The sequence below is a fragment of the Acidobacteriota bacterium genome (genome assembly GCA_039030395.1).
GTDB lineage: Bacteria > Acidobacteriota > Thermoanaerobaculia > Multivoradales > JBCCEF01 > JBCCEF01.
Genome location: JBCCEF010000021.1, coordinates 1 through 24,111, shown reverse-complemented (window position 1 = coordinate 24,111; position 24,111 = coordinate 1). Strand labels below are relative to the sequence as shown.

At 64.8% G+C, this 24,111-nt stretch carries 18 protein-coding genes; 4 read left to right on the top strand and 14 right to left on the bottom strand.

Annotation, left to right across the window (positions count from 1 at the left end):
- Window positions 1-96: 96 nt before the first annotated feature.
- Together AAF481_16405 and AAF481_16400 are read right to left on the bottom strand one after the other, a co-directional pair.
- Complete coding sequence (locus tag AAF481_16405) at window positions 97-1,482, bottom strand: sigma-54 dependent transcriptional regulator (GenBank protein MEM7482758.1); 1,386 nt, start codon at window positions 1,480-1,482, stop codon at window positions 97-99.
- Entirely contained in the window at window positions 1,479-2,957 is a 1,479-nt protein-coding gene (locus tag AAF481_16400) for a PAS domain-containing protein (protein ID MEM7482757.1), read from the bottom strand. The genes AAF481_16405 and AAF481_16400 overlap by 4 nt, the downstream gene beginning before the upstream one ends.
- A gap of 293 nt (window positions 2,958-3,250) precedes the next feature.
- On the opposite strand from AAF481_16400, the gene AAF481_16395 reads away from it, so the two are divergent.
- The gene (locus tag AAF481_16395; GenBank protein MEM7482756.1) at window positions 3,251-6,682 is read left to right on the top strand and encodes an AMP-binding protein; all 3,432 of its coding nucleotides are present in this window, start codon (window positions 3,251-3,253) and stop codon (window positions 6,680-6,682) included.
- Here AAF481_16395 and AAF481_16390 read toward each other — a convergent pair.
- From AAF481_16390 to AAF481_16380, 3 genes are all read right to left on the bottom strand, one after another.
- On the bottom strand, window positions 6,679-7,821 hold the full coding sequence (locus AAF481_16390) for a hypothetical protein (protein ID MEM7482755.1): 1,143 nt from the start codon (window positions 7,819-7,821) through the stop codon (window positions 6,679-6,681). The two genes, AAF481_16395 and AAF481_16390, sit on opposite strands and share 4 nt — an antisense overlap.
- Window positions 7,822-7,978: 157 nt before the next feature.
- On the bottom strand, window positions 7,979-8,917 hold the full coding sequence (locus AAF481_16385; GenBank protein ID MEM7482754.1) for a hypothetical protein: 939 nt from the start codon (window positions 8,915-8,917) through the stop codon (window positions 7,979-7,981).
- 75 nt (window positions 8,918-8,992) lie between these two features.
- On the bottom strand, window positions 8,993-11,209 hold the full coding sequence (locus AAF481_16380) for a patatin-like phospholipase family protein (GenBank protein ID MEM7482753.1): 2,217 nt from the start codon (window positions 11,207-11,209) through the stop codon (window positions 8,993-8,995).
- A gap of 335 nt (window positions 11,210-11,544) precedes the next feature.
- Between AAF481_16380 and AAF481_16375 the strand changes: the two genes are divergently transcribed.
- Entirely contained in the window at window positions 11,545-12,687 is a 1,143-nt protein-coding gene (locus AAF481_16375) for a DUF3187 family protein (GenBank protein ID MEM7482752.1), read from the top strand.
- 6 nt (window positions 12,688-12,693) lie between these two features.
- Here AAF481_16375 and AAF481_16370 read toward each other — a convergent pair whose 3' ends face one another.
- The 8 genes from AAF481_16370 to AAF481_16335 all read right to left on the bottom strand — a co-directional run bounded on the left by AAF481_16370 (window position 12,694) and on the right by AAF481_16335 (window position 20,128).
- Window positions 12,694-12,912 carry a Na(+)-translocating NADH-quinone reductase subunit E gene (locus tag AAF481_16370; protein MEM7482751.1) on the bottom strand — a complete coding sequence of 73 codons (219 nt, stop codon included), beginning with the start codon at window positions 12,910-12,912 and terminating at the stop codon, window positions 12,694-12,696.
- Window positions 12,913-12,925: 13 nt separating this feature from the next.
- A complete protein-coding gene (locus tag AAF481_16365; GenBank protein ID MEM7482750.1) occupies window positions 12,926-13,954 on the bottom strand; it encodes an FAD:protein FMN transferase in 1,029 nt (342 codons plus the stop codon).
- Between the two features lie 287 nt (window positions 13,955-14,241).
- Window positions 14,242-15,468 (bottom strand): NADH:ubiquinone reductase (Na(+)-transporting) subunit F, encoded by a 1,227-nt coding sequence (nqrF, locus tag AAF481_16360; GenBank protein ID MEM7482749.1) that lies wholly within the window; start codon window positions 15,466-15,468, stop codon window positions 14,242-14,244.
- 40 nt (window positions 15,469-15,508) lie between these two features.
- Entirely contained in the window at window positions 15,509-16,126 is a 618-nt protein-coding gene (gene nqrE, locus AAF481_16355; GenBank protein ID MEM7482748.1) for an NADH:ubiquinone reductase (Na(+)-transporting) subunit E, read from the bottom strand.
- 1 nt (window position 16,127) lies between these two features.
- Entirely contained in the window at window positions 16,128-16,751 is a 624-nt protein-coding gene (locus AAF481_16350) for an NADH:ubiquinone reductase (Na(+)-transporting) subunit D (protein MEM7482747.1), read from the bottom strand.
- Window positions 16,751-17,548, bottom strand: coding sequence for a Na(+)-translocating NADH-quinone reductase subunit C (locus tag AAF481_16345; GenBank protein ID MEM7482746.1), 798 nt, complete (start codon window positions 17,546-17,548; stop codon window positions 16,751-16,753). Before AAF481_16345 ends, AAF481_16350 begins: the two co-directional genes overlap by 1 nt.
- Window positions 17,538-18,758, bottom strand: coding sequence for an NADH:ubiquinone reductase (Na(+)-transporting) subunit B (locus AAF481_16340; protein MEM7482745.1), 1,221 nt, complete (start codon window positions 18,756-18,758; stop codon window positions 17,538-17,540). The genes AAF481_16345 and AAF481_16340 overlap by 11 nt, the downstream gene beginning before the upstream one ends.
- Entirely contained in the window at window positions 18,758-20,128 is a 1,371-nt protein-coding gene (locus tag AAF481_16335) for a Na(+)-translocating NADH-quinone reductase subunit A (protein MEM7482744.1), read from the bottom strand. Before AAF481_16335 ends, AAF481_16340 begins: the two co-directional genes overlap by 1 nt.
- 440 nt (window positions 20,129-20,568) lie before the next feature.
- Between AAF481_16335 and AAF481_16330 the strand changes: the two genes are divergently transcribed.
- Window positions 20,569-20,901 (top strand): ATP-dependent Clp protease adaptor ClpS, encoded by a 333-nt coding sequence (locus AAF481_16330; GenBank protein ID MEM7482743.1) that lies wholly within the window; start codon window positions 20,569-20,571, stop codon window positions 20,899-20,901.
- Window positions 20,902-20,970: 69 nt separating this feature from the next.
- Window positions 20,971-23,271, top strand: a complete 2,301-nt coding sequence (locus tag AAF481_16325; GenBank protein ID MEM7482742.1) for an AAA family ATPase — start codon at window positions 20,971-20,973, stop codon at window positions 23,269-23,271.
- Window positions 23,272-23,373: 102 nt separating this feature from the next.
- On the opposite strand, the gene AAF481_16320 is transcribed toward AAF481_16325, so the two are convergent.
- On the bottom strand, window positions 23,374-23,760 hold the full coding sequence (locus tag AAF481_16320; GenBank protein ID MEM7482741.1) for a hypothetical protein: 387 nt from the start codon (window positions 23,758-23,760) through the stop codon (window positions 23,374-23,376).
- Between the last annotated feature and the right edge of the window lie 351 nt (window positions 23,761-24,111).

Below are 24,111 nucleotides of genomic sequence, written 5' to 3'. Positions count from 1 at the left end.
CATATTCCTCTTTAGGAGCAAGGCGCAGGCCAACTCCGAGGATCAATGTTTTCAGGGGTTTTCGGCCACTGAGATGGCACAAAATAGACCGATGGCCTAATCTGTACCGGTCAATTTTTGACCGGTCAGGCCGCCCTTCTGGAGGTGGCGGCGTAGCGTTCCGCGCGCGACTCCAAGGCGCTCCGCCGCTTGGGTCACGTTGCGATCGCACTGCTCGAAGACCCTACGAGCGTGACTTCGAATGACTTCCTCCAGCCGGTCGCTCTGCAGCGCGGGAATCGCTGCTCGGTCCCGGTCGACCGGTGTTTCCATGGCCCCTCGGCCGGCGACCTCCGGCGGAAAGCTTGCTGGACCGATGGTCGCTCCGGCAGTGAGCACGATCGCGCGCTCCAGGACGTTGCGCAGTTCGCGAACGTTGCCGGGCCAGGAGTAGTTCCGAAGACAGGTCAAGGCTTCGGGGGTCAGTTCCACCTCGCCCCGCCCCAGTTCTCGAGCGAATCGCTGGACAAAGTAGGCGCCGAGGAGTGGGATGTCCTCGGCCCGCTCACGCAGTGGCGGCAGGGAAATCTCGAGAATCCGAAGGCGGTGGTAGAGGTCTTCCCGGAAGCGGCCCTCCCGGACCTCCGTGACCAGGTCGCGGTGGGTCGCCGAGATCAACCGGAAATCGCTGCGGACCTCGCGCTCGCCACCCAATCGGCGGAACGGATGACCCTCCAGAATCCGCAGCAATTTGGGCTGCAGGGCGAGAGGCAACTCCCCTACCTCGTCGAGGAACAGACAACCACCATCGGCCAGTTCGAACAGCCCGCGCCGCACCGAACGAGCGCTGGTAAACGCGCCGGCTTCATGACCGAACAGTTCCGACTCGAGCAAACTGGCGGGAAAGGCTGCAGCATTCACCGAGATCATGGGGCCTTGGGCGCGGTCACTCCAGCGATGCAGCAGGCCGGCAGCCAGTTCCTTTCCACTTCCCGTCTCGCCCGTCAACAGCACCGGTGTCCGCGGCGCCCCCGCCGCGGCCCGAAGCGCGTCGAGGGTGGCAGAAAAGACCGGCGAATCGCCAACGACAGGACCGGTCTCTCCCGCCGCTCGATCGAGGCTCTCCAGGCGGCGGCGCAGGGAACCCCGTTCGCCGGCCTGCTCGACAGCATGGCACAAGATCTCGTTGGAAACCGGCTTGGTCAAGTAGTCCGAAGCACCCAAGCGGAGTGCGCGGACCGCACTCTCAGCCTCGTCGAGGCCGGTGAGAACGACGACCTGCTGCGAAGGATCCAGGACCATCAATCGTTCGAGCACCTCGAAGCCGTCCAGGTCCGGCAGACCGAGATCGAGAAGGACCAAATCCGCCAGGGTCGTGCCAGCCTGCTCCAGAGCCGACCGGCCAGAATCGGCATGCAGCACTTCGTGTCCCATCGTCGCGAGATGAGACCCGACGGCGAACGCCAGATCCGGATCGTCTTCGACCAACAGCACCCGCGTCATGGCGTCGCGACGGGCATGAGAAGGCGGAAGGTCGTGCCACGCCCCACCTGCGAACGAACCTGTAGGCGAGCCCGGTTCTCGTGGGCGATGCGCAAAGCGATGGATAGACCGAGCCCAGAGCCGCGCGGCTTGGTGGTGTAGAAGGGGTCGAAAATCCGCTCGAGCTTCCGGGCTTCGATACCGTGTCCGCGATCCACCACATCGACGGCGACAAAACTCCCACCCAACGCCTCCACCTCGCCGACCGCTTCGACGACCAGGCGGATGCGGAGGGAGGTGCCTGTCGCGTCGAGAGCGTTCTCGACCAGGATGATCAAAATCTCGACAATCTGCGCCGCATCGACCAGCACCGGAGGGAGGCCCCTGGAGAGCTGCACCATGACGGGACCGCCGCACTCCTGAAGACGCGGGTCGAGAACCTCCAGGGCTTCATCGATCAGCGCCGAAGGCGCCGTGGGAATTCTTTTCGGACCTTCTTCGTGGGTGAAGCGCAGAGAACGACGGACCAGCGTCTCGACTCGCTGGACGAGGGCGACGGTCCGCTCGCAATATTCGCGACGGTTGTCGCCGGCGGGAAACGTCGGGAGCAGCCCTTCGGCAAGGGAGCGAATGGCCGCCAGAGGGTTGCGCACCTGATGTGCGAAGCCGGCCGCCATCTGTCCCAGGGAAGAGAGGCGCTTGAGCTCCCGCATCTCTTGCTCGACCTGCTGGAGTTCACCGAGCTCCCGAAACAGTAAGAGCTGATAGGGAGTTTCAGCGGGTGCTCCCTGGGCCCGCTGGAGCGTAAAGCCGGCGTTCAACAAGCTACCGTCGGCCAGCACCAAACTGCTGTCCAGGCGCCGCTCCTTGGCATCGACTCCCAGCGGAAACACCGCACGCAACTCCTTCCCGCCAGAGAAAAGGTCGAGAAAGAGACGGCCGCGGGCATCCTCAAGGGAAGTGCGCAGCAAATCGCAGGCGGTGCGATTCATGTAGGAAACGACGCCCTCGGGATCCGCCAGCACCGCTCCGAACCGAACCTCGCCGAGAATCGTCTCGACCGGCTCGAGACGATCGGTCACCGTGGCCATGGTGGTTGTCGACCGACGTTCTGCCCTCAATTGCCGTTCGAGACGACCATTGAGGTGACTGAGGTCCTCCGCCCGAACACGAGAGGTGATGTCCGTTTGCAGCCCGATGTAGTGAGTGAGTTCTCCGGCCTCGTCGAACACCGGCATGATCTTGAGTTCGTTCCAGAACAGTCGCCCGTCCGCCCGAAAGTTGCGCAGCACTACTTGCACATCTCGCCGCTCCCGAATCGCCTCCCGCATTGCGGTGAGGCCCTCTTGGTCACGATCCGAACCCTGGAGAAAGCGGCAATTCCGGCCCAGGCAGTCCTCGACGGCATACCCCGTCATACGGCTGAAAGCCCCGTTCGCATAGACCAACGGTAGGTCCGGCTGGCGAGCGTCGGCCACCGTAATGCCGCCACTCATCTCGTCGAGAATCGGAGCGATGAGCGAAAGTAGATTCTGAGTATCCATATCGACAAGAAAACCGATGCCCCTCGGCAACCACAACGTCTAGCTCTCGATTCTAGCCCATGCGAATCTCGAAGTCCCCTCAAAGTCATTTAAAATGAAGTATTTGCGATGAAGTCTCCAAACGCAAAGCTGTCGATGAGGTGATCCGGTAACTCTTCCCCTCGGCTCAGCGCCAAACTCTCCGCAGGCCGATGGATCTGGCCGCAGTGGAAACACCGACATCCAACCACGAGATAGATTTACGTATGCCGAATTCTTCCTCCCCTCCTACGCCGTCCGACGTCTCTCCCGCCGATCGCCTCGACATCGGGGCGGTGCTGTGTGGCGAACGCCTCTTCATCACCGGCGCCACCGGCTTCCTCGGCAAGGTGCTGGTGGAGCGCTTGCTGTGGTCGGTGCCCGACGTCGGCCGCCTGCTCCTGCTGATCCGGCCCGGCCGCGACCGGTCCGCCGCGGACCGGTTGCGTGACGAGATCCTCGCCTCGCCCCTGCTGGCGCGCCTGCGGGCGTTCCACGGCGATGGCTGGGGGGCGTGGGCGGCCGGCAAGATCGAGGCGATTGCCGGCGACCTGGAGCAGGATCGTTTCGGCCTCGACGAAGACGCCTACCGGAAACTGTGCGGTCGGGTGGATCGGGTGGTGGCGAGCGCCGCGACGGTGACCTTCGATGAACGCCTGGACCGGGCGCTGGAGCTGAACGCCCGCGGCGCCCTCCGTACCCTCGCGCTGGCGCGGGACGCCGGCGACGCGCCACTGGTGCACGTTTCGACCTGCTACGTCAGCGGTCAGCGACGGGGCGAGATCCCCGAGAGTCCGCTGACGGCGGACGACGATCCGGAAGCCACCTTGGCACGGCTCGACGAGGCGTGCTCCGCAGTGACCAGCCGCTCACCGACAGCCGACGAGGAGTGGATCGAAGCCGGTGCGCAGCTCGCCGAGGAGCATGGATTCCACGATATTTACACCTTCACCAAAGCCCTCGGCGAACAGCTCCTGAACTGCCGGCGGGGCACCGTGCCACTGGCGATCCTGCGGCCGGCGATCGTCGAGAGCGCCGCAGCGCAGCCGATCCCCGGCTGGATCGACGCGGTGCGGGTGACGGATCCGATCGTGGTCGCCTACGGGCGCGGGCGCAACCGCGACATTCCCGGCTCCGCCGACGCCGCCCTGGAACTGGTGCCGGTGGACTACGTGGTACACGCCCTGATCGCCGCCCTGGCGGCCCTCCCCCGCTCCGCCTCGGCCGACTCCGCAATCCCCGTGTACCAGGTGAGTTCGAGCCGCCATCCCATCACCCTCGGCGAGCTGATGGTCCACGCCCGGGAGGGCTTCTCGAAAGCACCCCTGAGGGACGAAGATGGAGAACCCATCGCACCGCAGCCGGCGCGGTTTGTCGAGCCGGTGCGCTTTCACGGCGCCCTCGTCGCCCGGCGCGAGAGAGTGCGCCGCGAAAGTCGCCAGGCCTCAAAGGCCCGCCAACCTCGGCTGCGGGCCGAAGCGCGCACCCTCGACCATTTCCTGCGGTTGGTCGAGGTCTACCGGCCGTACCTGAGCCACGGCGGGACCTACGACGACGCGGCCACCCAGAGCCTCTGGCGCCGCCTCTCACCGGCCGAACGGCAGATTTTTCCATTCGACATCGCCGCCCTCGACTGGCGCGCCTACATTGCCGATTCCCATATCCCCGGCCTCGTCCGTTTCGCCCTCAAGGCGGACACCGGCGCCCCTCCCCCGCAGCCGCCGGCGCCGCTTCGCAGCCATGCGGAGAAGAATGCGGCGACGGTCTACGAACTGTTCGAGCGGGTAGCCCAGGCGGACGGGGCTCCGATGGCCTTCCAGACCTTCCGCGACGGCCGCTGGCTGCGCTACAGCTATGGCCAAGGGTTGATTACGGCCAGCAATATTGCCCATCGACTTCACACCGAGTACGGCGTCGAACGGGGAGACCGCATCGTCCTGTGGGCGACCGGCAGCCCGGAATGGGTACTCACCCTCTTCGCCGCCCACCGGCTGGGCGCCGTGGTGGTGCCCCTCGACCCGCAGTGGCCGGCGGAGGAGGTGCGGCGCGCAGCCGACCTGGTCGGAGCGAAACTGATTTGCGCGGCGCCGCGCCTCGCTTCGACCCTCGGCGCTGGCACCAGCCAGCGGGTCGTCGTCCTCGCCGCCCCCTTCGTGCCGGAGCCGGACGTTGACCTTCTGCCCACAGCGGGCGCAGTCCCCAATCCGCCGGGTAGCTCCGAGGACCTGGCGATCATCGTATTCACCAGCGGCACCACGGTCTCTCCGAAGGCGGTGCCGCTGACCCACGGCAATCTGCTGGCGAATGTGCGCGATCTCGGGCCGCTGATGAAGCTCTCCCGCGAGCGGCTGCTCTCGGTGCTGCCGATTCACCACGTCTTCGAGCTAATGATCGGGCTGCTGGTTCCGCTGGCCGGCGGCAGCACCGTCAGCTACGTGGCGGAGGTCAAGCCGGCGGAGATCTCGTGGATGATGGCGACCACCCGGCCGACGGTGCTGGTGGCGGTGCCGAGGCTGCTGCAGTTGCTGCACAACGGCATCATGGCGAGCGTCGCGGCCGGAGGCCTTGAACGGCTGTTCAAAGTGCTCTTCGCCCTCTCCAAGGCCTCCGGCGGACGCCTCGGACACCGCCTGTTCGGCAAGGTCCACCAGCGCTTCGGCGGCTGCCTGCGGCGCATTGCCACCGGTGGTTCGGCGCTCGAACCGAGTCTCGGCCGCAGCTTCGCCTTGATGGGCTTCCAGGTCGCCGAAGGCTACGGCATGACCGAGACCAGCCCCGCCCTGGCGGTCAACCCATGGGACGGCATCCGCTTCGGCGCCGCCGGCAGGGCGCTGCCGGGAGTGGAGATCGACCTCCGGCCGCCGGCCGAAGGCCAAGCCCAGGGCGTCGAAGAAGGCAGCGGCGAAATCTGGGTGCGCGGCGACAATGTGATGGCCGGCTACTACCGGAACCCGGCGGCGACGGAGGAGGTGATGGCCGATGGCTGGCTCAACACCGGCGACATCGGAAAGATCGACGCCGACGGCTACCTGTGGCTTTCCGGCCGCACCAAGGACGTGATCGTCACCTCCGCCGGCAAGAACGTCTACCCGGAAGAGGTCGAACTGCGCTACCGCGACCTGCCGGGAGTGGCAGAGCTGATCGTCATGGGCCTGCCGACGGAGGGCGGCACCGGGGAGCGGCTGTGCGCCCTGGTGGTGCCGAAGCCCGGTGCGTCCGACGACGAGATCGCTGGGATCCGCGCCGCCATCGACCAACGTTCTGCGGAAGTGCCCAGCTACCAGCGGGTCATGGGGGTCGAGATCTGGCGCGGCGATTTACCGAAGACCACCACCATGAAGGTCAAGCGCAGTCTCCTGCGCGATGCGGTGCTGGCGGGCCAGCGCGGTCAGGAAGCGGCCCCGCCGCCCCCCGCCAGCGAGGGCGAAGCCACCCTGAGCGAGACGGAAAGCTGGGTGATGGAAACCGTCGCCCGTCTCACCCGCACCCGCCCGGACCTCCTCCGGCCCGCGGATCGCCTCGACGACCTGGGCGTCGACTCCCTCACCCGGGTCGAGCTGATCGGCGAGATCGAAGCGCGCTTCGGCCTGCGGCTGGACAACCGACAGGCCGAAGGCCTGTCGCGGGTCGAAGAGATCCTGGATCTGGCGAAGGGCTAGCCTTCTTCGGCGGCCTTGCGGCGAGCGAACTCGATGGTCCAGTAGGGCTCAAAGGTCTTGCCCCGGTCGGTGCTGCGCAGGCCCTGCCAGCGGTAGCTGTCCTTCTTGGGATCGAAGAAGATCCATTGGTTCAAAGGGTTTCCGCCGGTTTGGGCGGCAAAGGGATGGAGTACGATGCGCTGCCCCTCCTGCACACCTCCGAAGTGCAGCGGTACATTGCTGCGGTTGGTGAGGAACAGCGACTCCCAGCGACGCATGGAGCGGTTGTAGATGCGCAATATGGTGGTGGCGGCGTCGGGCAGCGAAGGGTCCGAGTTGTGGAAGCCGTGTTCGAGAATGGCGTGGCCATCGAGGGCGCGCACGCCGGTGGCCGTCGCCTGAAAGCGGATCTCGCGGTCCTGCACCTTCATCCAGTGGGAGGCGTCCCATTCTCCGAGCAGGAAATCGAACTGCGTGGCCTCCGGCGGCAGACCCGGCGCGGCCTCGCCGACATCCTGCCGCACCGGAAAGTAGCTCTCCACCGGCGCTCGTCGGGTGAAACGCCGCACTACCGCCATCGTCCAGGTTTCGCCCCGGTCGCTGGACGCCTCGAAGCGCATCTCAAAGCGATTGTCGTCCACCTTCTGATAGGTGCGGCGCAGATACAGCAGGCGGCCTCCACCGCCCGGCCGCATCGCATCGTGGAGCACCCAGCGATCGCCCTTCCGGGAACCGCTGGCAATGGCGATGGCCTCGGTCCAGCTATTGCCTTCGGAAGCGGTCCACAGACCGTTGTCGTCCACCGCCAAGAAGGTCAAAGTTGCCATGGTGTGGCCCGCGCCGTCGAAGTCGGCGATCCGGGTGCGCTCCATCAGCGCATGGCCGCGGTTCATCCAGGTGACCCGGGCACGACCCTTGGAGCGCAGCACCTGCGCCGGGTTCCCCGGGCTCGCCGGCCGGTGCACCTCCATCTCGAGATCCCACTCGCCGACGAAGGGCGCCAGATGCTTCAAATCCTCCGGCGCACCTTCAGCGGGTCCGGTGCGTTCGGCACCTTCATCGAACAGTTTGCCGTCGCGGATCGAAACGGCCTCCTCGGCAATCGCCAGCGGTGCGATGAGGAGTAGAAACGTGCAAAGAAGAAACGAGCGAGTTCTCATCGGAGCCTCCGTCCTCAAGAAGTTCGAGTTCAGACTCTCTTACGGCGAGAAGCTCCTCAGGTTCTCCGCTTTTTCGCCGGGGAAGCCGTCCGCCCTCTCAGCGACTCCGTCCAGAATCGCACCCACGCAGGCGCACAAGCGACTGCCAAAAGGTACTTCAACCGCCCAGGCCGGACGAACAAGCCCGCCCCGGGCCGAACCCGACCTGCGCCACCTCGCCGGCCTCACAGTACAGGTCGCGGGCGACCCGAAGGTTGACCGTCCGGGTCTCGCCATCGGTTTCCAGGCGGCAGGCGAGGGTGTCGCCGGCCTTGAGCCGGGCGGTCTCGTCGTTGTCGCGACCGGTGACCGTCAAGTAGAGGCCCGCAGCCACGAGCTCCTCGCCGAGGGCGGCTTCGGACTCGTCGGTCAGCGCCAGGATCTGGTCGAAGTCCGGTGGCGCCGAAAGCCAGTGGGCCGCAAAGAGTTCATCCGCACCACCGAACAGGACGTAGGAGAGCGACTCCGCCTTGCCACCGCCGGCCTGGAACTCCCGAAAGTGAACCACTCGCGAGACATGGAAGGTTCCGCCCTCGACGATCTGGTCGTTCGGCGGCCGCTCAAAGTGACCGCGAAACACTCCCACGGGCAGTTGCCGCAAAGGAGTGTGGCCCGGATACTCGAGCACCAGGCTCGTCTGGTCGAAATTCGCCGGCGTCGCCGAGTACAGGCTCTCCGGATTCGCCGCGCGGTCCTCGCCGTAGACGGCCAGGGTCTCACCGTCGAGGGCGCCGGCGAGGATCACCTGAAAGTTGTGCGGATGGCCGCTCGGCTGATCCATGAACAGCGGCAAGTGGTAAAGAAACTGCGTTTCGTCACCGAACAGGAGCTGGCCGTGGAACGCGGAGTGCGGAGCCGCCTGGTCCGAGTGCGGCAAGGCGTGGAGCAAATCGACCGACTCCGCGGCCTCGACGGGTGATTTGGTGGACAGCTCACAGTCGATCGGCTGAGCATATGCATCGATAGCCGCAAGCCCCAAAGCCAGCAGAAGAACCAGCCCGAGAGAGCGTCGGAGAGACGGTCGATTGCCAGCGAGTAGATTCTGAGCGCGCGCCATGGAACACCTCCTCGTCCTCGAATGAGCGGTTGAGGACTTGGGCGCGCGTTGGCGACGCGCCGTTACGGCAACAACCTAGAAACGCTTGCCCAGAGCGGCATAAAAGCGGTCGAAACCACCCTCCGCCGCGCCGTAGGCGACATACAGCGGACCGAGGCGGGTTTCGATTCCGAGCGCCAGGGTGCCGGTCAGGATCAAGTTGTCGATCTCCCGAGGACGCTGGCTCTGGCTGACATTACCGGCCTCCAGCCAGCCGCCGGCGTAGACCGCCCCACCGAGGGCCGGCGGCAGTTCGAGGATCCGGTAGCTGTAGCCCAGCCGGCCGACGGCGAAGGACTGGCCGCGTAGCTGCCCTTCACCGAAGCCGGAGAGGGACTGGATGCCGCCGAGGGTGAATTCATCGTAGGCGGGCAGCTCGGAACCGGGACTGGCGCCGGCTTCGAGCTGACCGAAGAGGCCGTGGGCGCCGCGCTTCAGGAAGAGCCCGATCTCGGCGGTGATCTTGTCGTAGCGATCGTCGGCACCGAGGTCCTCGAGGGAGGAGTAAGCCGACAGCCGGGCGAAGAGGCCTTGCCGCGGGATGTCCGGGCTGTCCAGTCGATCGAGAGTGGCCGTTGCCTCCAAGGCCGCCACATCCACCGACAGCCGCGGCAGGTCCACCGCTCCCACCGCCACCCGGGCCCGCGCCTGGCCGCGCCGACCTCCCAGGCGGAGTTCGAAAGAGTGACCGAGAAGTAAGCCGAGATCGGCCCCTCCCAGGGAGGTCTCGACGGCATACTCGGCGACCTTGCGATCGCCGCTGTAGACATCCGTCAGCCCGCGCCGTTCCTCACCGAAGGGCGCAACGAACCAGCGACCGGAAAAGTCGAGCGGTTGGTAGAACTCGCTGAAGAACCGCCGAGTTTCACCGGCCTCCACCTCCAGCCGCCACTCTCCACCGCGCCGGTTGATGGCGGTGCGGGTGAAGCCGACCAGGAGATCCGTCCGGGCGTTGCCCTCCAGGTCGTCGGCGGCGAACAGGCTGAAGCGGAAGATGCTCGGTCCCCAGGATTTCTCGCGCACCTGGTAGATCACCTCCAGGCCCTCCGGAGCGAGATCGAAAAGCACCCGAACCCGCTCGAACTCCCCCATGCCGAAGATGCGTTCGATATCGTCCGCCACCACCTCGAGATCGAAGGAATCGCCGGATTCGATACCCACCCGGCGGCGCACCCGCTCCAGCATGCGCGGCCCGGTGCCGTCGATGCTGACCAAAGCCACCGTTTCCGGACGCGGTACCCGGCGCCCGAAGCGCTCGGCGAGATGCACTCGCCACTCTCCCTCCGGCAGGCTGTAGGTGGCGAGGTCGTCCGCCCGGGCGCGGGCGGCGGCGACCCCCGCCGAGAACAGCGAGGGGCACGACTCGTACTGCATCGGGTTGACGCCGGTCAGTTCCGGCCGCAGCAGGAAGTCCGCCTGCGCCCGCTGCTCCGCGGTTGCCTGGCTCCCCAGCAACCCGAAGGTCTGAGCCAAGATGCCGAAGACTGAATCGAGAGCCGATTCGTCGAGCAGGGAGCCGGACACATCGATCACCAAGGTCACTTCAGCGCCCATCTCCCGGGCGGTCGACACCGGTAGGTTCATCGTCAGCCCCCCGTCCACCAGCAAAGCGCCGTCCACCGACAGGGGCGCGAAGACGCCGGGAATCGACATCGAGGCGCGCATTGCTGTCGGCAGGTTGCCCTCGGCCAGCGCCACCGGCAGTCCCGTTGCCAAATCCGTCGCCATCGCTCGGAAGGGAATCGGCAGGCGATCGAAGTCTTCGATGCCGACGGCGGTCAGCGTTTCCGACTGGAAGATCAGGTCGAGATTCTGCCCTCCCACCAGCCCCGAAGGAAATGCCGGCCCCTGCTTCCAGCCCAATTCCAAGTCGACGAAGCGCCGGGCATCGGCCTTGCGCCGCATGGAGAGTTGTCGATAGTCGGGCTGGTCGTTGAACAGTTCTTCCCAGTCCACCACCGCCAGGCCTTGCTGGATCTCCAAAGGCGTGCGGCCGGCGGCATAGAAACCGCCCACCACCGCCCCCATGCTGGTTGCCGCGATCAGGTCCACCGGCACCCGCAACTCCTCCAGGACCTCGATCACCCCTGCATGGGCGCAACCGCGCGCCCCACCACCGGAAAGCACCAGCCCGATCTTCGGACGATCCGGTGGGGCACTGAACGCCGGCAACGAAAGGAGGGGCCACGCCAGACTCGCCAAGGCCACCCAGCGCCACCCGGATCGCGGTCGACGGACCTCTCCCCTACTCACCTGAACCTCTTTCCAAGACGCAAGCCTCCAAGGATTAAAAAGAGAGCGAAGAGCAAACGGCCGCGACGCCCCCAAGGTCCATTCGTCGAGAAGCATACCGGCCTTGCGGCGACTCCCGAGGCTCGGATCGCCCGAGGCCGTGCCGGTCCGTAGTCGAAGACGGCGAGCCGGCCCTGGCATCGCGGCGCAGCACTTCATCCATTTCCCATAGTTGACTAAGCAACTAAATCAACCGTACGATCTCGAAGATGGTCCTGGCTCGGCGGCAAGGACTTCAGCAAGGCCGCTGACTCCCTTGGCACCCCTCGCTCCTCGCAACCACTTCGGAGTGAATCATGTACCGGATGGAACTGAAGTTCTTGCCTTCTCGCCCTTCGACACTACCCCTCGCCGTAATGTGCCTTTTGGTTTTCGCCGCGACGCCGGCAGCGCCAGCCCAGGATGAGCCCGGCTCCGGGCTGGTGAGCGACCACCTCGGGGCGCCGATGCGGGTGCGCGACTTCACCTTCCCCAACATCCTGGTCCTGGGCTTCGCACCGCAGCCGGCGGCCTCCATCGGAAAAGGGCGCTATGCCATCGAAATGCACGGCTCACTGGTCAATGACTTTCAGGCCAGCCCGGCCGTCGAGGAGTACCTGGAATCAAGCCGCAACGGCGACCGTCGTCCCCTCGACCTCACCGATGCCAACGTCATCCGCAATCTGCCGGATGGCCAGGCCTACTACATCGATGCGGAGTTCGCCTACTACGACTTTGCCTTTCACTACGGCCTGACGGAACGCCTCGACGTCTCCCTCGGCTGGTCCTACTACGATCTCGGCCGTGGCGAACTCGACGGCACCATCTTCGACTTCCACGACAGCTATGGATTCTCGAATCAAGGCCGAGAATTCGTGGCCGACGACCAGTTTCAAGTGGTCCTGGGCTTCGGCGACGACGACCTGGTCATTCTCCAAGCACCCAGTTCTGGAGCGGGAGACCCCAATCTCTCCCTGCGCTACGCCATTCCAGGACCCGGCCGGTGGGACTTCAACGTCGCCGGAACGGTCAAGTTCCCGTTGGCTAGCGAGGACACCCTGTCCTCCGGCAGCACAGACTACGGCGGGCTCCTGACCGCCGACTGGCGCGGACGTCGCAACGCGGTGATGTTCAACCTCTCCATCGTCAAGGCCGGCAATATCGACCCACTGGAGTTCGACCCACCGATCCTCCCGGCACTGGACGTCTCCTGGCTCCACGGCTTCGGTCAGACCAGGCGCCTGCGTTCGTTCTTCCAGGTGTTGATGGCCGACCATGCCTTTCGGGACGTCGTCGATTCCGGACTCTCGGAACCGGAATTCCAACTCACGGTGGGCCTGAAATGGCAAACCCGCCACCTCGGCGTGGTCGGCTTCGGGTTGACCGAAAACCTCTTGAACTACGACAACACGCCGGACATCGGCCTGCATCTGAGTTGGGGGTTCTTATCCGGCGGCTGATTTCCCCTACTCGCCCGCCGCGGCGAGCTTCTGAGCGCGAAGTTCCGCCTCGCGCTTCTTCTTCAAGGGGCAGGTGTCGCAGGTCAGCGGCACGCCATCGCCGGTGAGGATCTCCGGGCCACCGCACGATCCGCGCAGGCAGCGGCCCTGAAAGATGGAGCCTACGGCCATGGCGAGCATGATGAGGCCGAAGGCGGCGAGGGTGAGAAGCAGAACGATCAGCATGGGCAATCTCGGATCATGACGCGTCAGACAGAGCGACACGGCGGGTGAAGGCGGAGCTTTCGACTTCGCGGAAGCCACCGTCGTCGTCTCTCACCAAGAACAGGGCAGCGAGGTCCAAAGATTCCGCCAACGCCAGGCCTTCGCCCTCCCCCAGCACCATCAGCGCCGTCGCCAGACCGTCGGCCCGGACGCAGGTTTCGGCGATCACCGAAACGGAGGCCAGGCGATGGCCGATGGGGCGCCCGGTTCGCGGATCGAGCAGGTGACTGAAGCGCTCGCCGTCGATTTCGCGGTAGTTGCGGTAGTCACCGCTAGTCGCCAGGGCCGCGCCCTTCAGGGGGATGACCCGCTGGACCCTACCGCGCGTCGCGTCCGGTCGTTCGATCCCGAGGCGCCAGGTGTTCCGCTCGGCGTTCCGGCCCTCGGCCCGCACTTCTCCGCCCACTTCCACCATAAAGCGGTCGAGGCCGCGCGCCCTCAATTCCTCCGCCACCCGATCCACGGCATAGCCCTTGGCAACGGCCGAAAGGTCGACCTCCAGCTCCGGCTGGCCCTTGCGAAGGGCGGCTTCCTCTCCCTCCAACAGGGACAACTGCTCCACGCCGATCGCGGCCACCAGCGCCGCGACCTCCTCGTCCGACGGCCACTCCGCCACCTCGTCTGCGCCGAAACCGTAGGCTCGCACCAGGGGACCGACGGTGACATCAAGAGCACCGGAAGTGGTGTCCGCCAGGACCATCGCCTCGACCACCACCGCCGCCGTCTCCGCCGAAATCGGGAAGGGATCGGTGGAAGCCCAAGCGTTGAAGCGCGAGATCTCCGATTCGGGATTGTAGGTGGACATCTTGCCGTCGATGTCCGACAGAATCGCCGTCACCGCCTCCGGCAACCCCTCCGGCGGTGGCTCCGCGGCATCGCCGGGATGGACGATTTTCACCTCGAAAGTCGTCCCCATGATGGGGCCGGAGATGGTCTGGGTGGTGTTAGGCGGCTGCGGCGCGGGGCAGCCGACCACGGCGATCAAGAGCATCGCCGAAATCATCAAGCGCCCAGACTTCCTGAAGACCGACAGAATATATTCTGCTGCAATCATGTGCGAAGCGTGATCCGATCTGCCACCAAGGTAGCCAGCGAGAAATCGCCCGATCATCGACCCGAGCCCGAAGGCTGGGCGCCCCCGGAGCGAGGCGGCAGCGGAGCCGCCGGGGACGGGAGTGAGCCCGCAGGGCGAGGGGGCGGGCCGCGTGCGGCCGCCAAAGCCCCCCTGAAATCGAAAGTAGAAAACCTGCTGAAAAAATGCGCGGAGCGCATCTTCAGCAGGTTTTCTACCTACCCGAAGTCGTCGAACAGGATGTTCTCCTGCTCCACCCCGAGCGTGTCCAGCATGTCGAACACCGCCTGGTTCATCATCGGCGGTCCGCAGATGTAGTACTCCGCGTCCTCCGGCGCCGGGTGGTCCTTCAGGTAGTTGTCGTACAGCACCTGGTGGATGAAGCCCTGGTAGCCGTCCCAGTTGTCCTCCGGTAGCGGCTCCGAGAGCGCCAGGTGCCAATCGAAGTTCGGGTTCTCTTCGGCGATGGTGTCGAAGTGATCGACGTAGAAGGCTTCCCGCAGACTGCGGGCGCCGTACCAAAAGGAGACCTTGCGGTCCGTCGACAGCCGGCGGAACTGGTCGAAAATGTGCGAGCGCATCGGCGCCATGCCGGCCCCGCCGCCGATGAAAATCATCTCGGCGTCCGTGTCCCGGGCGAAAAACTCGCCGAAGGGACCGGAGATGGTCACCTCGTCACCCGGCTTCAGGTTGAAGATGTAGGAAGACATGATGCCCGGCGGAATGCCTTCCGGGCCGCGCGGCGGCGGACTGGCGACGCGCACGTTGAGCATGATGATGCCCCTTTCCTCGGGGTAGTTCGCCATCGAGTAGGCCCGAACCACCGATTCGTCGACCTTCGAGACATAGCGCCACATGTTGAATTTGTCCCAGTCCTCGCGGTACTCGTCGTCGATGTCGAAGTCTTCGTACTTGGCGATGTGCGGCGGACACTCGATCTGGATGTAGCCGCCGGCGCGGAAAGGTACGTCCTCTCCTTCCGGCAATTCCAGCACCAGTTCCTTGATGAAGGTCGCCACATTGTTGTTCGAGCGTACCTTGCACACCCACTGGCGCACGTCGAGCACTTCCGGCTCGATTTCGATCTTCATGTCGCCTTTGACCTTCACCTGGCACGACAGGCGGCAGCCTTCGCGCGCCTCACCGCGGCTGATGTGGCTGGTCTCGGTGGGCAGCAGCGCACCGCCGCCCTCCTCCACCACCACCGTGCACACTCCGCAACTCCCTTTGCCGCCGCAGGCCGAGGGGATGAAGATGTCGCGCTCCGCCAGGGCATTGAGCAGGGTGCCGCCGGACTTGGTCTTGAGGTCCAGCGCCGGATCGTCATTGATGTGGATGGTCACATCACCGGAGGCGACGAGCCGGCTCTTGGCGAGCAGCACAACGGTCACCAGCGCCAGGATGACGAAGGTGAACATGAAGACGCCGAGGGCAATGGTGGTCATCTGCTTACACTCCCATTCGTGGTCTTGACGTGAGATCGCATCAGAGCTGAATTCCCGAGAACGCGAGAAAGCCGATCGCCATCAGGCCGGTCAGCAAGAAGGTCATGCCCAGGCCCCGCAGCCCCACCGGCACGTTGCTGTAGCGCAGACGCTCGCGGATCGCCGCCAGGGCGATCACCGCCAGCGCCCAGCCGATGCCGGAGCCGAGGCCGAAAACGGCGCTCTCGCCCAAGGTGTAGTCGCGCTCCACCATGAACAGCGAACCGCCGAGGATGGCGCAGTTGACGGCGATGAGCGGCAGGAATACTCCCAGGGTGTTGTATAGCTTCGGTACATATTTATCGAGGGTCATCTCGACGATCTGCACCATCGCGGCAATCGAACCGATATACGACAACAGCCCGAGGAACGACAGGTCCGTCCCGGCAAGGGACGGATGCAGCCACTCCAGCGCGCCTTCCCGCAGCAGGTTGTTGTAGACCAAGTTGTTGACCGGGATGGTCACGGTCATCACGAAGATCACCGCGGCGCCCAGGCCCAGGGCCGTTTCCACCTTCTTGGAGCAGGCCAGGAAGGTGCACATGCCGAGGAAGAAAGCGAGGGCCAGGTTCTCGACGAAGATGGCCTTGATGGCGAGGTTCAGATATTCCTGCAGCATGCTAGTCCTCCTCCACCTGATCCGGCTTCCAGGTTCGCAGGAGCCAGATGAAGATACCGATCAGGAAGAAGGCGCCGGGCGACAGCACCATCAGCCCGTTGGGGTTGTACCAGCCACCCTCGGTGACCAGCGGCAGCACGGTGAAACCGTAGAGCTTGCCGGAGCCCAGCAGCTCGCGGAAGAAGGCCACCGCCAGCAGGATCAGGCTGTAGCCGAGACCGTTTCCGAGGCCATCGAGCAGGCTCTTGACGGGCCCGTTCTGCATGGCGAAACCTTCCGCCCGGCCCATGATGATGCAGTTGGTGATGATCAGTCCGACGAACACCGACAGTTGCTTCGACACGTCGAACAAGTACGCCTTCATGATCTGGTCCGCCAGAATCACGAAAGAGGCGATCACCGTGAGCTGCACGATGATGCGGATGGACGACGGGATGCTGTTGCGCAACAGGCTGATGGACAGGTTCGAGCCCATCAGCACGGCGATCACCGCGCCGGACATCACCACCGAAGTTTCCAGCTTGGTGGTCACCGCCAGAGCCGAACAGATGCCGAGCACCTGCAAGGCGATGGGGTTGTTGTTGAACAGGGGGTCCAGGAGAACCTGGGAATTCTTCTCGGCCATCAGGCAGCGCTCCTTTGTTGCCGGAAGGTCTCGATGTAGGACCCGAAACCTCGCGATCCGAGCCAAAAGTCGAGCATATTGGTAATGCCGCGGCCGGTGATGGTGGCGCCGGACAGGCCGTCCACCTCGTAGGGCTCCGATTCGACCGGGCCGGCGGCGCCCTTGATCACCTCGATCTCCACGTCCTCAATGCCGTCGGGACCGTAGATCTTGCGGCCCGGCCAGCGGGACTTCCAGCGCGGGTTGTCCACTTCACCGCCGAGGCCCGGCGTTTCCTTGTGCTTGTAGAAGGTCAGCCCAGCGACGGTGTTCATGTCGCTCTCCAAAGCCAGGAAGCCGTAGAGAGTCCCCCACAGACCGTAGCCCTCCACCGGCAGCACCAGCTTTTGCAGCTCGCCGGCCTCGTTGTTGACCTTGTAGACCCGGGCGTACTTGGCGACGCGATCGATATTGGCGTTGTTTTTCGGCGCGACGTAGGACAGCTCCGGATCGTTCTTGGCGGCCAGCGGATCGTAGGTCTTCGGGTCGATTCCCGGCACCTCCGTCTCCTCGCCGGTCTGCACGTCCACCAGCACGACCTCGGCGTTGGCCAACATCTCGTCGACCTCTTCGGCGGTGGGCTTGTCGCCGGGCTCGATCAGACCCGCCGCTTCCAGCACGTTGCGCTGCTCGTCGAGGGCCTCGTTGGCCTCCTGCAGATCTTTGAGACCGACCGCCGTGCTCGACACCATCACGGCGCATACCACGCACAGGATGGCCGAGAACAAAATGATGTAAAACGAGCTATCACGCTGCATAGCGAGCCTCCCGCCGGCGGGCGTTGGCCCGCACCACGAAGTAGTCGATGGTCGAGGCGAAGACGTTCATGAACAGAATCGCCAGCATCCAGCCCTCCGGATACGCCGGGTTCAGAGTGCGAACGAAGAGTCCGAGCACTCCAATCAGGAAGCCGTAAATGTACTTGCCCCGGTTGGAGTGGGCGGCGGACACCGGGTCCGTCGCCATGAACACCGTAGCGAATGCCCAACTCCCAATCACGATGTGCCAGTGAAAGGGCACGTCGAAGAAGGGGTTGGTGGTCGAACCCACTACATTCAACAACAGCGAGGCGAGAAACGTTCCCAACGCACAGCTCACCATGATCCGCCAGGAGCCGATGCCGGTGGCGATCAAGATCACCGCACCGATCAAGCAGGCGAGGGTGGAAGTCTCCCCCATCGAACCGGGCACAAAGCCGAGGAAGGCATCCCACCAGTCGAGCCCCTCCGCCAGCACCGCCTGGCCGGATACGGCCGCTTCCGCCAGCCAGGTCGCGCCGCTGTAGCCGTCGGGGCTGGTCTGCGCGGCGATCCACACCTTGTCGCCGGAGATTTCCACCGGGTAGGCGAAGAACAGGAAGGCGCGGGCGGTCAGGGCCGGATTGAGCACATTCATGCCCGTTCCGCCGAAGATCTCCTTGCCGATGATCACCCCGAACAGAATGCCCACCGCCACCTGCCACAGGGGGATGGTGGGCGGCAAGGTGAGCGGAAAGAGCACCCCGGTGACCAAGAAGCCCTCGTTGATGTCGTGCTTGCGCACCACCGAGAACAGCGCCTCGGCGTTGCCGCCGACGATGAAGGTCACCAGCAACACCGGCAGGAAGTAGAGGGCGCCGTGCACGATGCAGGCGGTCCAGTTGTTCGGATCGAAGGCCAGCCCGAGCCAGCTCATCGCCTGGGTCTGCCAGTTGTCGAGGGGCAAGGCGCCGCCGGCGATGGCGCGATGCGCCTGCAGGCCGGTGTTGTACATCGCCATGTACATGGCGGGAATGAGCGCCACCACCACTGTCACCATCATGCGCTTCAGGTCGAGCGCATCGCGCACGTGGCTGGCACCCTCGGTGACTTCATCGGGCGTATAGAGAAAGGTGTCCGGCGCTTCGTAGAGCGGGTACAGCTTCTCCAACTTGCCGCCCTTTTCGAAGTGCTTCTTCTGCCCGTCCAGCAGTTTCCTCAAGAACTTCATCAGCCTTCCTTCTCGATGGTCGTCAGAGCTTGCCGCAGATGGGCTCCGTATTCATACTTGCCAGGGCACACGAAGGAGCACAGGGCGAGGTCTTCCTCGGTCAGCTCGAGGACCCCCAGCTTCTCCAACTGCTCGACGTCCTGCATCACCAGGGCGCGCAGCAGGAACGAAGGAGGAATGTCGATCGGGAACACCCGTTCGTACATCCCGATGGGGACGATCGCCCGGTGGGAGCCGTTGGCGTTGGTCGAGAAAGCGAACTTCTTGCGGGGCATCAGGGCCGAGGCGAAGACCCGCGTGATCGAGAACTTCTTGAAGCCCGGACCGAGCCAGCCGAGGAACTCTCGCTCGCGGCCCTCCCGCACCACCGCGAGCTGGTGGTGGAAGCGGCCAAGGTAGCCGTACTCCTCGCCCTCGGCCTTGCGGCCGGCGAGCACCGAGCCGGAGATCAACCGCTGCTCGCCGCCGACCAGTTCGCCTTCCGTCAGGCTAGTGGTCGACGTACCCAGGCGGGTGCGCAAGAGCCGCGGCTTCCTGATGCCCGGGCCGGCGAGGGAGACGACCCGGGTGAAGTCGAGCTGCCCGGAGGAGACCAGGGCGCCGATGGCGATGACCTCTTGATAGTTGGTGTACCAGACGGTTTTGCCGCGATGCACCGGGTCGAGCAGGTGAATGTGCAGGCCGGCGGTGCCGGCAGGATGAGGGCCAGCGAATTCTTCGACCCGGAAGCGGTCATCGGACGGCACCGCCACCGACTGCCCCTTCGCCACGCACACATAGACGTTGCCGGCGGTCAGCTTGCCAAGGGCCACCAAGCCGGCCTCGAACTCCCGCTCGCGGCCGGCCATTACCACCGCCGGATCCGCCGCCAGGGGCTGGGAGTCCGTCGCCGTGACAAAGATCGAGTGAGGCTCGGCATCCGGCGCCGGCACCCTGCCAAAGGGTCGCTTGCGCAGCGATGGCCACATGCCCGACTCCACCAGTAGATCGCGTACCTGATCGCGATTCAGGCTCTCGGCGGGCTTCGAGGTGTAGCTCTTGAACCGGTGGTTCTGGGCCCGGCCGCCGTGCTCGATCGAGGCCATCTCCACCACCACCGAAATGAGTGCCCGGCGCGCCCCCCGATGCACCCCCACCACTTTGCCGGTAGCCGGCGAGGTGTAGAGCACGCCGGGGGTCTTCTTGTCCTCAAACAGGAGTTGACCGCGGGTGACCGCGTCGCCCAAGGACACGTGCATCGTGGGCTTCATGCCGGGATAGTCGGCGGCCATCAAAGCGACCCGCGAGGGCGACGGCGCGTCCTCGATGGTCTGCTCCGGCGCACCGGTGATCGGCAGATTGAGCCCTCTGCGGATTCTGTGCAATGCCATTGTCTTCTGTCGCTTCCCTACCGCTTTATCCCCGGCCAACTGGCCGCGGGCGTCGCGGAATCAATGATCGATTCCTTCGACCCGACTCTCGCCGGACCTCCTTCAAACAGCCAGAGGGCCACCGTACCGAGCGTTCGGCGCCGCCATCCGGCGAAAACACATCGAACCAGGCGTTTCACCTGAATTCGGGTGACCTGGTGCATGTTCAATTGGGCTTTCTACGCCGGCGCGAGGATTGTTCCGGCCGTTTCGTCACCTTCGGGCGCACCCGCGGCTCTCGAATGGGAAAACCGGAAGACGTATCCGGCCCGCAGGGGGCGCATGCCGCTGAGGAGTATAGCAGCCCTGAGGGGAAAACCGTGGGGACAAAGAGCCAATTAGCCGCAGCGCGGCATCAAAGGCCTTGCTCGGTAACGGGTTGCGGCATAATTTGGTTCCCGATGAGCCGATTCGATTCTCCCTCCGACCCCCTGGGCGATGCCGCAGAAGATCTGGCGACGGAGAAGAAGCACCAGCGGCGCCGGCCCCGGCGCTACAAGGTCCTGTTACACAACGACGACTACACCACCATGGACTTCGTGGTGGAAGTGCTGGTGCGCCACTTCCACAAGAGCCCCGCCGAGGCCACCTATGTGATGCTCCAGATCCACCACCGGGGGGTCGGCGTGGCGGGTACCTACCCAAAAGACGTGGCGGAGACCAAGGTCGCCGAGGTCACCGCCGACGCCGAGGCCCAAGAGATGCCTCTACGACTGACCCTCGAAGCGGAATGACAGACTGTACCGGACCGTGGACGACAGACGCCATCGGCCCGTCGAAGGAACGACCAAGAGCACCTCATCATGCAACTGTCCCAAGATCTCGAAATCTGCCTCACCGTCGCCGTTTCGGAGGCAGGGCGCCACGGCCACGAATACGCCGGCCTCGAACACCTGCTCCACGCCCTGACCCTGGACGACGAGTCGGCCGAGGTGTTGAAGAACGCCGGCGCCAACGTGCGCCGGCTGCGGGAGCGCTTGCAGGTCTACCTGGAAGAAGAACTCGAAAGCCCATTCGAGAGTGATCTGGTGCAGCCGCGCTTGTCCCTCGCTCTGCAACGCACCCTCGCCCGAGCGGGCGCCCAGGCGGAGGGCGCCCAGCGGGAAGAGGTCTCCGGCGCCGACTTCCTGGCCGCGCTGTTCTTCGAGGCCCAGGCCGACGCCGTCCACATCCTCAAAGAAGAGGGCGTCTCCCGACTGGACGTCGTGCGCTACCTGGCTCACGGCGTATCGCGGGCCGACCGCGCCGCCCTCCCCGGCCGGGTCCGACGAAGCGGCCGGCGGCCGGCCGAGGGCGACCCCGACGCCGCTGCCGAAGACCCCGACTTCGAAGAAGACGAACTCCCCGTCGACGATCCCTTGGAAGCCTTCACCCAGGATTTGGCGGCCCTCGCCGAGGCGGGCCGCATCGACCCACTGGTCGGCCGCGACGGCGAGATTCGCCGCACCCTCCGCGTGCTCCAGCGGCGGCGCAAGAACAATCCCCTGTTCGTCGGCGATCCGGGCGTGGGCAAGACCGCCCTGGTCGAGGGTCTGGCGCGGCGCATCGCCCGGGGCGAAGTGCCGGATCGCTTCGCCGACACCCGCATCTACCGGCTGGACCTGGGGGCGCTGCTCGCCGGCACCCGCTACCGCGGCGACTTCGAAAACCGCATCAAGGCGGTGCTAGCGGCCCTCGAAGAGCAGGCCGATCCGATCCTCTTCATCGACGAAATCCACACGGTGGTCGGCGCCGGCAGCGCCGGCCGGGGTTCGATGGACGCCTCCAACCTGCTGAAGCCCGCCCTCCAGGACGGCCGCCTGCGGATGATCGGCGCCACCACCTGGGAAGAGCTACGCCAGAACTTCGAGCGCGACTCCGCCCTCGCCCGCCGCTTCCAGCGGATCGAGGTGCGGGAGCCCTCCCAGGAAGAGACCGTCAAGATCCTCCAGGGCCTCCAGGAGCGGTACGAAGAGCACCACGGCGTCTCCTACAGCAAGCCCGCCCTGGTGGCGGCGGCGGACCTCGCCGGCCGCTTCCTGCGCGACCGCCGGCTGCCGGACTCGGCCTTGGACCTGATGGACGAAGCCGGCGCCGCGGCGGCGCTCCGTGAAGTGCGGCGGGTGACGGTGGGAAGCATCGAGAAGATCGTCGCCGCCATTGCGCGGGTGCCGGCGGTCACCGTCCAGAGCGGTGACCGAGAACGCCTCCAAAGCCTCGAAAGGCGCCTCAAGGAGCGTGTCTTCGGCCAGGACCGCGCGATCGACCGGTTGGTCGACGCGATCAAAGTCTCCCGCGCCGGCCTGCGGGCACCGGAAAAGCCCGTCGGCTCCTTCCTGCTCACCGGCCCCACCGGCGTTGGCAAAACCGAAGTCGCCAAACAGCTCGCCGACACCATGGGCGTCGCCTTCCTACGCTTCGACATGAGCGAGTACCGCGAGCAGCACACCGTTTCGCGGCTGGTCGGCGCCCCGCCGGGCTACGTCGGCTTCGACCGCGGCGGACTACTGACCGAAGCGGTCAGCCAGAGCCCCCACGCGGTGCTGCTCCTCGACGAGATCGAAAAAGCCCATCCGGACGTCTTCAACCTGCTCCTCCAGGTGAAAGATCACGGCACCCTGACGGACACCAACGGCAAAGCCATCGACTTCCGTCACGTCATCCTGCTGATGACCTCCAACGTCGGCGCCCAGGAAATGGCCCGCCGCAACCCCGGCTTCAGCGAAGCCACTACCGCCAGCCTCTCCGGCAGCGGCCGCCAGGCGGACAGCGACCGCGCCGTCGAGCAGCTCTTCAGCCCCGAGTTCAGAAACCGCCTCGACGCCCGCCTCTCCTTCGATCCCCTCACCCCGGCGGTGATGGAGCAAATCGTCGACAAACTGATCGACGAACTGCGCGCCCCCCTCAGCGAAAAGAAAGTCACCCTCCAACTCACCCCCGCCGCCCGCACCCTGCTGGCCGATAAAGGCTACGACCCGGCCTTCGGGGCGCGGCCGCTGGCAAGAGTGATCGAGGATGAGATCAAACGGCCGCTGACGGACGCGCTGTTGTTTGGGGAACTGGTGAAGGGGGGCGAGGTGGTAGTTCGGGTGCGGGAGGGTGATGTGGTTCTAGAGGTTCAGTAGCAAGGATCGCTCCAGCGAAAGTACGGTCTCCCTTTAGTAGCCTAGGGCAGTGAGCTAGGCGGCACCGCAAGTGATAAGCAAGGGGAAACAGGGCTTCGCGCCTCAAGTTGTTGGAAGAAAAACCGAAAGCGCCGCCGACACTATGGCGAGAAGGGCGAGAGAAACGACATAATATTTTATCACATGAGAACTGAAGGGCCCCGTACCCCACTCCGAGTGCTGCCTCTCGTAGAGAGCAGAGCCATCTAGATAGAAAGATTCATCATAAAATCCCATTGCCTTTTCCAATCGAACGATCATTCGTGCACCGACGCAGTACTCTCTATAATGAGATATGATCGAGTACATAGCAACAGAATACACAGCGAACACCATGGAGACGAGCGGAATCCGAAGTTCCTGCTGAAATGCATTTCTTGAAACGAGCAAGATTGCCCAGCCATTTGCTGCCACAGCGATGCCAATGGCTCCGGTGAAGACCTTAGCCATGCGATCTCTTGTCGAATTATTTGCATCGTAGATCTGTCTATAGGCTGTCCTCAGAGTTTCAAGACGATCGCTCGCATTCGCCCCTGCAAGAGCGGAGAATTCACCACATTATTTCTTTTCATCTTCTAGCTGCTTTCTCAACATCAAACCGCTCCCTTCTTCAAATCGCAGAATTGAGGAAAGTGAAGCACTCCCAGAACAACTTTGTACCTGGAGTTGACCCGCTTTGGTGGACACCTCATCCTTTGGGAGAAAGGAGTTCATCATGGGGAAGACTCGTGGCCGTTACGCGCCCGAGTTTCGTCGCCGCATCGTGGAGTTGGCCCGTTCGGGTCGGACGCTGAGTTCGCT

Excerpts from the sequence above, each read along its gene's own strand:
- nqrE (MEM7482748.1), bottom strand. The coding sequence starts at position 16,126 with ATGCTGCAGGAATATCTGAACCTCGCCATCAAGGCCATCTTCGTCGAG.
- AAF481_16330 (MEM7482743.1), top strand. The coding sequence starts at position 20,569 with ATGAGCCGATTCGATTCTCCCTCCGACCCCCTGGGCGATGCCGCAGAA.
- AAF481_16405 (MEM7482758.1), bottom strand. The coding sequence starts at position 1,482 with ATGACGCGGGTGCTGTTGGTCGAAGACGATCCGGATCTGGCGTTCGCC.
- AAF481_16385 (MEM7482754.1), bottom strand. The coding sequence starts at position 8,917 with ATGGCGCGCGCTCAGAATCTACTCGCTGGCAATCGACCGTCTCTCCGA.
- AAF481_16320 (MEM7482741.1), bottom strand. The coding sequence starts at position 23,760 with ATGGCTAAGGTCTTCACCGGAGCCATTGGCATCGCTGTGGCAGCAAAT.
- AAF481_16325 (MEM7482742.1), top strand. The coding sequence starts at position 20,971 with ATGCAACTGTCCCAAGATCTCGAAATCTGCCTCACCGTCGCCGTTTCG.
- AAF481_16370 (MEM7482751.1), bottom strand. The coding sequence starts at position 12,912 with ATGCTGATCGTTCTGCTTCTCACCCTCGCCGCCTTCGGCCTCATCATG.
- AAF481_16345 (MEM7482746.1), bottom strand. The coding sequence starts at position 17,548 with ATGCAGCGTGATAGCTCGTTTTACATCATTTTGTTCTCGGCCATCCTG.
- AAF481_16375 (MEM7482752.1), top strand. The coding sequence starts at position 11,545 with ATGTACCGGATGGAACTGAAGTTCTTGCCTTCTCGCCCTTCGACACTA.
- AAF481_16335 (MEM7482744.1), bottom strand. The coding sequence starts at position 20,128 with ATGGCATTGCACAGAATCCGCAGAGGGCTCAATCTGCCGATCACCGGT.
- AAF481_16350 (MEM7482747.1), bottom strand. The coding sequence starts at position 16,751 with ATGGCCGAGAAGAATTCCCAGGTTCTCCTGGACCCCCTGTTCAACAAC.
- AAF481_16390 (MEM7482755.1), bottom strand. The coding sequence starts at position 7,821 with ATGAGAACTCGCTCGTTTCTTCTTTGCACGTTTCTACTCCTCATCGCA.
- AAF481_16395 (MEM7482756.1), top strand. The coding sequence starts at position 3,251 with ATGCCGAATTCTTCCTCCCCTCCTACGCCGTCCGACGTCTCTCCCGCC.
- nqrF (MEM7482749.1), bottom strand. The coding sequence starts at position 15,468 with ATGACCACCATTGCCCTCGGCGTCTTCATGTTCACCTTCGTCATCCTG.
- AAF481_16400 (MEM7482757.1), bottom strand. The coding sequence starts at position 2,957 with ATGAGTGGCGGCATTACGGTGGCCGACGCTCGCCAGCCGGACCTACCG.
- AAF481_16340 (MEM7482745.1), bottom strand. The coding sequence starts at position 18,758 with ATGAAGTTCTTGAGGAAACTGCTGGACGGGCAGAAGAAGCACTTCGAA.
- AAF481_16365 (MEM7482750.1), bottom strand. The coding sequence starts at position 13,954 with ATGATTTCGGCGATGCTCTTGATCGCCGTGGTCGGCTGCCCCGCGCCG.